Below are 1,194 nucleotides of genomic sequence, written 5' to 3' on the forward strand. Positions count from 1 at the left end.
TACCCCCTCCCGCAAGGGGAGGGGGAGGATAAAAAGGATAGGCCGGCCCCCCGGCATTCCGGAAAGATCCCGCAAGCCGGAGAGGCAATCGGCTCAGCGCGCTGACGTCTCCAGCGCCTGCAGCAGGTTGGAGACATTGACGCCCAGCGCGTCGACGGCGTAGCCGCCCTCCATCACCGTCAACGTCGGCACGCTCAGGCCGCGGCCCAGGATCTCGCCCATCCGGGTGAAGTCGTCGCTGTTCAGCTTGAACTGCGAGATCGGGTCCTCCTGGAAGGTGTCGGCGCCGAAGGACAGCACCACCGCATCGGCGCCGTAGTCGCGGATCCGGGCCAGGGCGGCATCCAGCGCCTCGCGGTAGCGGTCCCAGGTGGTGCCGAAGGGCATCGGCAGGTTGAGGTTGAAACCCTCGCCGGCGCCCTCGCCGCGCTCCTCGGCATAGCCGAGATAATAGGGGTACTCGACGTTCGGGTCGGCGTGCAGCGACACGAACAGCACGTCGTCGCGGCCGTAGAAGATCTCCTGCGTGCCGTTGCCGTGATGGTAGTCGATGTCCAGCACCGCCACCCGGGCGGCGCCGTTGTCGCGGAACCACTGCGCCGCCACCGCGGCGTTGTTGAAGAAGCAGTAGCCGCAATAGACGTCGGTCGAGGCGTGGTGCCCCGGCGGCCGGCACAGCGAGAACACCGGCTTGCCGTCGGCCGCCACCAGCTTCGCCCCGGTCAGGGCGACGTCGACCGAGCTCAGCGCCGCGCGCCAGGTGCCGGCGGTGATCGGCGTGCCGCAGTCGCTGGCATAGTAGCCGAGCTTGCCCTCGATCGAACTGGGCACGACCTGGCGCATGTTGCGCACCGCCCAGTTGGTCGGCAGCGCGTCGATCTCGCCATGCGCGGCCGCCCACTCGTCCCAGGCGGTCTCCAGGAAGCGGATGAAGTGCGGGGCGTGCACCCGGGCGATCGGGTCGGTGCCGAAACGCTCCGGCGCCCGCACCTCGCCCAGGCCGACCGCCTTGATCCGGGCCAGGATGGTCTCGGCGCGCTCCGGCTTCTCCACCACCGGGATGAAGTGGCCGCCGGTCAGCTCCACCTTGCCGTGCTGCAGCCGGTGGTCCTCGGAATAGATGGTCAGCATCGCGTCCCTGCTCATTCGGTGTTGCCGCGACACTAGCGGATGCGGCGCGGCGCCGGAACGGGG

General features: G+C 69.3%; 1 protein-coding gene. It reads right to left on the reverse strand.

The window, feature by feature from the left end:
• Positions 1 to 93: 93 nt before the first annotated feature.
• Positions 94 to 1,194 (reverse strand): histone deacetylase family protein (locus P409_RS34805; RefSeq protein ID WP_274519206.1); only part of this gene is annotated, 1,101 nt, incomplete at its 5' end.

It is taken from the genome of Inquilinus limosus MP06, assembly GCF_000767795.1.
Classification (GTDB): Bacteria; Pseudomonadota; Alphaproteobacteria; order DSM-16000; family Inquilinaceae; genus Inquilinus; species Inquilinus limosus_E.